Source organism: Intrasporangium sp. (assembly GCF_030452765.1).
In the GTDB taxonomy this organism is placed as follows: Bacteria; Actinomycetota; Actinomycetes; order Actinomycetales; family Dermatophilaceae; genus Intrasporangium_A.
Window position 1 is genome coordinate 1 of the sequence record NZ_JAKDLO010000201.1, and the last position, 7,372, is coordinate 7,372.

11 protein-coding genes are annotated in these 7,372 nt (G+C 69.6%); 6 read left to right on the plus strand and 5 right to left on the minus strand.

Annotation, left to right across the window (positions count from 1 at the left end):
* Positions 1-142 precede the first annotated feature (142 nt).
* Positions 143-697, minus strand: a complete 555-nt coding sequence (locus L0H79_RS19040; protein WP_301486218.1) for a TetR/AcrR family transcriptional regulator — start codon at positions 695-697, stop codon at positions 143-145.
* 62 nt (positions 698-759) lie between these two features.
* On the opposite strand from L0H79_RS19040, the gene L0H79_RS19045 reads away from it, so the two are divergent.
* Entirely contained in the window at positions 760-1,671 is a 912-nt protein-coding gene (locus L0H79_RS19045) for an alpha/beta fold hydrolase (RefSeq protein ID WP_301486219.1), read from the plus strand.
* Between the two features lie 23 nt (positions 1,672-1,694).
* Here the strand turns inward: L0H79_RS19045 and L0H79_RS19050 are convergent, their stop codons facing one another.
* Together L0H79_RS19050 and L0H79_RS19055 are read right to left on the minus strand one after the other, a co-directional pair.
* Positions 1,695-2,075, minus strand: a complete 381-nt coding sequence (locus L0H79_RS19050) for a type II toxin-antitoxin system VapC family toxin (RefSeq protein ID WP_301486220.1) — start codon at positions 2,073-2,075, stop codon at positions 1,695-1,697.
* Entirely contained in the window at positions 2,072-2,317 is a 246-nt protein-coding gene (locus tag L0H79_RS19055) for an AbrB/MazE/SpoVT family DNA-binding domain-containing protein (protein WP_301486221.1), read from the minus strand. The genes L0H79_RS19050 and L0H79_RS19055 overlap by 4 nt, the downstream gene beginning before the upstream one ends.
* 149 nt (positions 2,318-2,466) lie before the next feature.
* On the opposite strand from L0H79_RS19055, the gene L0H79_RS19060 reads away from it, so the two are divergent.
* Together L0H79_RS19060 and L0H79_RS19065 are read left to right on the plus strand one after the other, a co-directional pair.
* Positions 2,467-2,703, plus strand: coding sequence for a hypothetical protein (locus L0H79_RS19060; protein ID WP_301486222.1), 237 nt, complete (start codon positions 2,467-2,469; stop codon positions 2,701-2,703).
* Entirely contained in the window at positions 2,700-3,119 is a 420-nt protein-coding gene (locus L0H79_RS19065) for a type II toxin-antitoxin system VapC family toxin (RefSeq protein ID WP_301486223.1), read from the plus strand. Before L0H79_RS19060 ends, L0H79_RS19065 begins: the two co-directional genes overlap by 4 nt.
* A 202-nt stretch (positions 3,120-3,321) precedes the next feature.
* Here the strand turns inward: L0H79_RS19065 and L0H79_RS19070 are convergent, their stop codons facing one another.
* Positions 3,322-3,654 carry an MBL fold metallo-hydrolase gene (locus tag L0H79_RS19070; protein WP_301486224.1) on the minus strand — a complete coding sequence of 111 codons (333 nt, stop codon included), beginning with the start codon at positions 3,652-3,654 and terminating at the stop codon, positions 3,322-3,324.
* 180 nt (positions 3,655-3,834) lie between these two features.
* On the minus strand, positions 3,835-4,293 hold the full coding sequence (locus L0H79_RS19075) for a PaaI family thioesterase (protein WP_301486225.1): 459 nt from the start codon (positions 4,291-4,293) through the stop codon (positions 3,835-3,837).
* Between the two features lie 176 nt (positions 4,294-4,469).
* Here L0H79_RS19075 and L0H79_RS19080 point away from each other — a divergent pair, with 176 nt between their 5' ends.
* From L0H79_RS19080 to L0H79_RS19090, 3 genes are all read left to right on the plus strand, one after another.
* Positions 4,470-5,390 (plus strand): heme A synthase, encoded by a 921-nt coding sequence (locus L0H79_RS19080; protein WP_301486226.1) that lies wholly within the window; start codon positions 4,470-4,472, stop codon positions 5,388-5,390.
* A 272-nt stretch (positions 5,391-5,662) separates the two neighbouring features.
* Positions 5,663-6,373 carry a hypothetical protein gene (locus L0H79_RS19085; RefSeq protein ID WP_301486227.1) on the plus strand — a complete coding sequence of 237 codons (711 nt, stop codon included), beginning with the start codon at positions 5,663-5,665 and terminating at the stop codon, positions 6,371-6,373.
* Between the two features lie 194 nt (positions 6,374-6,567).
* Positions 6,568-7,372 (plus strand): hypothetical protein (locus L0H79_RS19090; RefSeq protein WP_301486228.1); only part of this gene is annotated, 805 nt, incomplete at its 3' end.

Consider the following 7,372-nt stretch of genomic DNA (forward strand, 5'->3'; position numbering starts at 1 on the left):
GCGAGGGAGGAGCGGAGCGCCGATTCGGCTCAGTCGCAAGGGCACAGACTGAGCCTCGAGGGCTCACGGCCGTGGACGGCCTGCGCCCCCGAGCACCCCCGAAAGCCCCGCGAGGCGAGCTCACGTGTGTCGATGCGTCAGGTCAGGACTCCGCAAGGGCGCGTACTGCGCGTTCGATGGCGGGGCGCATGTCGAGCTCGGGGTCGACGGTGAGCCGGTGCAGGAGCAGCCCGTCAGCTAGCGCCATGAGGGCCCTCGTCGCCGGCTCGGGGTCGGCGATACCGACCGCGATCATGATCCCCTCAGCCCACCGCTCGAACTCGCACCGCTGCCGCCGCAGCGGCTCAGCAAGCTCAGGGTCGCCGGCCAGCTCGAGGAAGAGGGCGTAGCGTGCCCGGGTGCGCGCCGCGAACAGCCCGGTCTGCAGCTCGGCCATGGCGCACAAGCCCTCGACCAGCTCGTCGACTCCCGAGATCGCAGGCACCGTCGCCGGGGCGAGGTCGGCGCGCTCCCGCTCGGCGATCCAGTCGACGATTCCGCCGAGCAGCGCCCGGCGGGTGCGGAACCAGTTCGAGGTCGACCCGGGCGGGAGGCCTGCTCGTTCGTCGACCCGCGCGTGGCTCAACGCGCGCACGCCCTCCGCGCCGAGCACCTCCACGGCCGCCTCGAGCGCCCGCTCCCGGGTAGCCGCCGGCATCGACATCCCCCTCCCCGAGGTCTACTATGAACATAGTAGAGCATCCGCACGAGGAGGTCGTCATGGCCACGCCGGAGCCCCGTACGATCCGTTCCCGCGACACGTCGTTCTGGTCGCCGCCGCTGCCCGAGGCTCCCGGCTTCGAGCATCTCGTCGTCGAGACACCGGGCCTGCGCACCCACGTCGCCGTCATCGGCGAGGGCGCGCCCGTCGTGCTGCTGCACGGCTTCCCCGAGCACTGGTGGCAGTGGCACACCGCCGCTCCGCTCATCGCCGCGGCCGGCTACCGCGTCTACTGCCCCGACCTGCGCGGGGCCGGCTGGACCGTGGCCGACGATCCGCGGATCGAACGCGAGACGCGGCTGCACGACCTGCTTGCCCTCTTCGATGCCCTTGGCATCGAGCGTGCCCACCTCGTCTCCCACGACATGGGCGCCTTCACCGCGATGCAGTTGACCTACGACCACCCCGATCGAGTCCGCGCGGCCGTGCAGCTGTCGGTGTGGCCTGCCTTCTTCACGTTCAGCCTGAAGCTCGCCCCTGCCTTCTTCCACTTGCCGCCCCTCATCTGGCACCGCCCGGGGGCCTCGCTGCGGGGCCTCTTCTCCGAGCGCTACGTCGCGCGCCCGATGTCGGGGGCAACGGCCGAGGCTCACCTCGCCCAGTTCCGTCGACCCGACATCGACGCAGCGGTGCGCCCGCTCCTGCGCCGCGCGGTCATGCCCGAGGCCATGCGCGTCATGCGCGGGGTCTACCGCCGCCGACGGCTCACCGTGCCGACCCTCGTCGTCTTCGGCCGCCGCGACCACCCCACCACCGAGGAGGTCTTGGGGCGCGTCTGCCGCAACCCGGAGCGGTACGCCGATCGCGTCGAGTTCGCCTTCGTCGACGACGCGGCGCACTTCATCACCGACGATGCCCCCGCCGCGGTCGCCGATCTCGCGCTCGACTGGTTCGAGCGAGCCGACCGCTAGGCGATCCTGCCGAGGGCGGCCGCCTACCGGATCAGTCGGACCCGTACGGGCAGCTCGAGGTCGGCCCAGGCGCGGTCGGCGGTGAGGACCTCTGGTGGGCTGCTGCGCACGGCCAGCGCGAGGCAGCACCTGTCGCCCAGAGATAGGTTCCTGCCGCCATCCAGCGCCCGCATCGCTCCTGCGAGCTCGGCGTCCTCTTCGAGCACCGGCTCGATGGTCACCCCTGCTGCGACGAGGAGCTCCCTGAGTCGGTTGGCCTCGATGTTTGCATCGACGAGCTTCCCGATGACCTCGGCCAGGTTCGCCGCGCCCAGAGACGCCGATTGGAGTTCGGGGCCGACGATCTCGGCGCCTGGCTCGTCGTGGACGAGGGCGAGGACGGCCGAAGCGTCGAGGACGGTCACTCGCCGGCCGCAGCCGCAAGGCGACGTTCGGCAAGCAGCTCATCGACCAACGAGCGCGCTTCCGGGACCGACGAGGCGAGTCCACGTAGCTCGGCTGCCGCGTCCTGCTGGCGTTCGAGCACGACACGGCGACCGTCGACATGCAGATGCAGCTGGTCGCCAGGAGTGAGCCCGAGCGCCGCCCGGACGTCGGCGGGAATGACAAGGCGTCCTTGTTTCCCTAAGACGAGTGTGGCATGCATGACTGAAGCATGGCATACAATGGACAACAGTGTCACATCAGTTGGCACCGTCTCATCAGTTGGCACCGTCTCGTCAGTTGGCACCGGTCTCACTTGAGAATCGGCAATCGGGACGGTTCGGCAACACCCTTGGCCATACTGACTGAGGTATGGCCAAGGTGAGGGTTTCGCTCGCTGACGAGCTGCTGGCCGAGATCGATACCGAGGCGAAGCGGCGATCCACGGGTCGGAGTGCTCTGCTGGCCGCTGCTGCGCGACGCGAACTGGCCAGGCGGGACAACGATCTGGTCGCAGCTGCGATCGAACGCTCCGAGCAGCGGTTCCGCAGCTCCGGTGCGTTCGAGGCCGCCGACCTTGTCCGCGCTGACCGAGACGTGCGGCGGTGACCCATCTGCTGATCGACACCTCGGTCCTCGTCAAGTGGTTTCACAGCGAAGGCGAGGCCGAGCTACCGGTGTCCCGCACCCTGCGCCGGGCGCACCTGGTGGGGGACGTCGATGCGCACATGCTCGACCTGGCGACCTACCAGATCGGCAACGTCCTCATACGCGCGCTGCGATGGGAACCGTCCGCGGCTGCCGACCAGCTCGACGACCTCCACACGAACCTCGGTTCCCCCTTGGTCATGACTGCCGACTGGCTGCGCTATGCGGCCACACTTGCTTACCACCACGGCCTCACCTTCCACGACGCGAGCTGGGCGGCCACACCGGACAGGCTGAACATGCCCCTGATCAGCGCCGACCGGCACTTCTGGCGTCGGGCCCCGCCGAGTCACCCAGTGACGCTGTCACCCGCCTGAGGTTGCGCAACGAGCCATGACCGGCCCGCGCGGGGCAACCGAAAATCCGCCAAGGCCAACGCCTGTCGTCAGGACCAGTCCCGCGGGAAGGGCACCCGGAGCGCTTCCGCGCGAACGGGTGAGTACTCGGCTGTGGGCCGGAGGTATCCATCCTGAAGCACGCGCCACACCACGCCGCACCCTCGGGGTCGTCGACGAGCCGCTACGCGCGGCGTAGGGCCGCGGCGAACGCCGCGCTCGGGTCCGCGGGTCTGGGTCCATGCGCCGCGATGAGGACACGAGGTCGCAGGTCGGCCGGCCGTTGCAGCGACGCCACGGCCGTCTGCGCCATCCGAGGGCCGCCCAAGGCAAGGTTGACCCACCCGACGTCATAGTCGGACAGCGCGTCCCGGACGGCCAGCAGCCGCTCCTCCGGCTGCCACAGGCTGAGGTGCCCGGGCGTGTGACCCGGTGTCGCCACGACCTCCCAGTGGGTCTCGCCCAGCCGGAGGACCTGCCCGACGCCCAGGACATCATCGACGGTGTACCGGCTCACGGGTTGGTTGCGGTAGTCCGCCAGGCAGCCGCCGGGGTCACGCCGGGCGATGGAAGTGGCGTCCGGTGTCGACCACCACCGGATGCGGCCCGCGCAGCATGAGCAAGTTGGCGTCGGCGAACGGACGCTGCTGCCAGACCACCCACGACGGCAGACCCGGCTCGCTGCACCCCGCACCGGTCATGCGCGGGCCGGCGCCGGGTCGATGCGGATCAGGGTCTGCTGCCCGGTGGCCACGAGGGCCCGGTCTGCGTCGGTCACCCCGTACACGTCCAGCTGGCAGACGGTCAGGGTGCGCCCCGACCTGCGGACCGTCCCGACCGCCTCGAGGTGATCTCCTGCGGCGGGCGCGAGAAGGTTCAGCTTGTACTCGACCGTGAGGACCTCGGACCCCTCCGGAAACAGGGTCAGCGCCGCGTACCCGCCCGCACTGTCGGCGATGGCGCTCGTCGCCCCGGCGTGGACGTCGCCGTGCTGCTGACTCACCTCCGGCCGGCTCGGGAGCACGATGTGCACCCGGCCCGGGCCGATGTGATCGAGCCGCGCCCCGAGCAGACGCATCAGGCCTTGCCGTCCGAAGCTGTCGGTGATGCGAGCGCAGACGTCCGCAGCCGCCTGCTCGAGCGCGCCGTCGTCCATCGGCATCTCCTCCTGCGCGTCATCCTCGGGACCGGCCCCGAGGATGCCTCAGGCCGCCGGTCCCCCACTGTGCCGCACGACGGCGCGCTCTGCCACCGCACCGTAGTGCGATCTGCCGTCCAACGACGCGAGCGCTCGATTCCGCGGGGGCGAGGTGAGCGGCATACCCTCTAGGCGTGTCGACCACCGCCCGAGCGAGCCTCCGCCTCCCAGCCGTCCGCGCCTCGTGGGTTCGCCCGATCCTGCTGGCCAACCTCGTCGGCGAGGTCCTCATCGTCATCACTGGCGGGATCGTGCGCCTGACGGGGTCCGGGCTCGGCTGCCCGACCTGGCCCGAGTGCGTGCCAGGGTCGTTCGTGCCGGTCCCCCACCAGGAGCAGGGGATCCACAAGTTCATCGAGTTCGGCAACCGGACCCTGACCGGCATGGTCGGCATCCTCGCCATCCTCGCGATCTGGGCGGTCGTGACGCACTGGCCCAAGCGGAGCCGGATGCACTGGGTCGCGTATGGCGTCCTCGGCGGCGTCGCGGCGCAGGCCCTCGTCGGCGGAGTGACGGTGCGCACCGGGCTCAACCCGTTCACCGTCGCGTTCCACTTCCTCATGTCGATGGCGCTCGTGGCGCTCTCGACCACCCTGGTGCGCGGCGCGCAGGACGAGGAGTCGGGCCCCGGCGAGCTGCTCGTCCACCCGCTGGCCCGGACGCTGGCGTGGGGCACCGCGACGGTCGGTGGGGTGGTCCTCGTGCTGGGCACGATCGTCACCGGCTCGGGGCCGCACTCGGGCGATGCGGCGACCCCGGCACGGACCGGCTTCGACCCGAGGATGGTGGCCTGGCTGCACGCGGACACCGTCATGTTCTTCTGCGGCCTGGTCATCGCCACCCTCGTCGCCGTGCGGCTCACGACCAGGGACGGCCGCACCAGACGGGCCTGGAACGTCGTCCTGCTCGTCACGCTCCTGCAGGGGCTCGTCGGCTACGTCCAGTACTTCACCGCCCTGCCCGAGACGCTCGTGCTCGCCCACATGGTCGGCGCAACGGCCCTCGTCATCGCCCTCACGTATGGCGTCCTCGCCCTGAGGCGCAACCCGGTCTGAGCCGGTTTGGCGCCCACCCCGATGGGGCCGAGTGGCCGGAACGACCTGCGGCCCCGACGCGAGCTGAGCACAACCGACCGCGGATCGACCGGTTCGTTCCGGCCACTCGGCCCTCGGACAGTGTCGAGATGCAGCCAATCTTGCGCAGCGGACCTTCGTATGTAACATAAACATTACGTTATGGCTTCTACCCTGCGACGCTTCCGAGGTTATGCCTCACGGACGGCGCGCCCTCGGCGCGCCCCCGCGTCTCCTGAGCTCGTCTCACCGGGGTGCGGTTTGATGTGTTCATGGACAATGCACAGCTTGACGCGGTCTCGGCGGTGCTGGGAGCGATCGCGGCCTCAGCCAGTGTCGGTGCCGGGGAAGCGGTCAAGGACATGACTAAGGGAGCGATAACTGGAACCCGCGATCGGCTGGTCGCGCTGGTACGGGGAAGGCTGAAGAAGGACCCGGTCGGTGACGCCAAACTCACCGTATACGCGGCCGAGCCCACACCAGCCAACGGGCAAGCCCTCAAGGGGCACTTGGTCGAGGCTGGCGTCGGCGATGACCAGGACATCCTGGCCCTTGCCCGCAACCTCCTCACCGCCGCCGGACCAGCCGCACTGGCCCCAGGGTCCGTCGCCGCGACCATCATCAAGCAGGTCAACAAGGACGGCGGCACCGGGTTCATCGGTGGGCAGCATGTGCACCACCACGGCGCGCGGGCAGTAGCCAACGTCGACTGGGATCTGTTTCGGCTTGAGGGCGACGGCTACGAGTTGCGCAACACCGGCACCACGACCGCCCGCGACGTGACGATCACCGCCAACGTCGACCTTGCTTGGCCGACTCCCCCGGACCAGGAGATGCCGCCCGGATCCTCGGTGTTGTTCAGTTGCGCGCCAAGCCTGGCCGACCCATCCCCTGTCCTCACCGTTATCTGCACCGCTGCAGGCGCCCCGGGCCGGCAGCGGTGGCAGCGCCCACTGCCTCGGTGACCCCCCAACAAGCCAACCCGCCCCGGCGCAAGCAGGTCAACGCCAACGGCGGCATCGGATTCCAGGACGGAGTCCACCACCATCACTACGACAGCTATCCGGCCGGTGCGGCCGTTGCTGCTTCCCGCGATGCAACCAATCGCGGGGTAACGGTAGGTCCGCCGGTCACCGAGTGGGGCCCGTCAGCCCTCGGCGTGCACGACTCGATCACCGTTCACCAGGAGATCATCCTCACCCCCTACCTTGCCCGACCCCACGACCATCAGCTCCGCGAACTCCTCATCCGGGCCAAGAAATCTGATCGGCCTGCCTTCCTTCTCGTCGTAGGCACCTCATGCACGGGCAAGACCCGCACCCTCTACGAAGCCGTCACGGCGGTCTTGCCCGACTGGCAGCTGACCGCCCCCCGCCACGACAACGTGCTTGTCCGCCTCCTGATGGACGGGATCCCTTCCAGGACCATCGTGTGGCTCGACGAACTCCAGGACCTGCTTCCCGGAACCCCTGAGGGCATCCGCGCCGCCAAAGCCATCGTCGAGATGCTCAATGCGACAGTCGGGCCGATTCTGTTCGCCAGCACCATCTGGCCCACCAACCACGCCGCCATGCAAGCGCGACCAGAACCGGACAAGGCCGCAACCGGAGTTGGCGCCATCCCCCACCTGCTGACTCGCGTGTCCATCATCGAGGTTCCGGGGATATTCACGGACGCCGACCTACCGGATGAGCCGGAACTCGACGATCCGCGGCTGCGTAAGGCTCGAGACGCCGCGGCTCGGACAGAGCACGGGCGCAAGATCACTCAGGTCCTGGCCGGCGGCACCCAACTCGTCGACCGCCTATACCCGCCGAAGGACAGCCAAGCCACTGATCGCTTCAGCCCTTCCGCCAGCGCCGTCCTACGCGCCGCCGCCGACCTCCGCCGAGTCGGTCTGCCCAACCCAATCCCCCGCTGGGCCATAGAAGGCGCCGCAGCTGGCTACCTGGACCCACCCGACC

Excerpts from the sequence above, each read along its gene's own strand:
- L0H79_RS19040 (WP_301486218.1), bottom strand. The coding sequence starts at position 697 with ATGCCGGCGGCTACCCGGGAGCGGGCGCTCGAGGCGGCCGTGGAGGTG.
- L0H79_RS19045 (WP_301486219.1), top strand. The coding sequence starts at position 760 with ATGGCCACGCCGGAGCCCCGTACGATCCGTTCCCGCGACACGTCGTTC.
- L0H79_RS19055 (WP_301486221.1), bottom strand. The coding sequence starts at position 2,317 with ATGCATGCCACACTCGTCTTAGGGAAACAAGGACGCCTTGTCATTCCC.
- L0H79_RS19060 (WP_301486222.1), top strand. The coding sequence starts at position 2,467 with ATGGCCAAGGTGAGGGTTTCGCTCGCTGACGAGCTGCTGGCCGAGATC.
- L0H79_RS19075 (WP_301486225.1), bottom strand. The coding sequence starts at position 4,293 with ATGGACGACGGCGCGCTCGAGCAGGCGGCTGCGGACGTCTGCGCTCGC.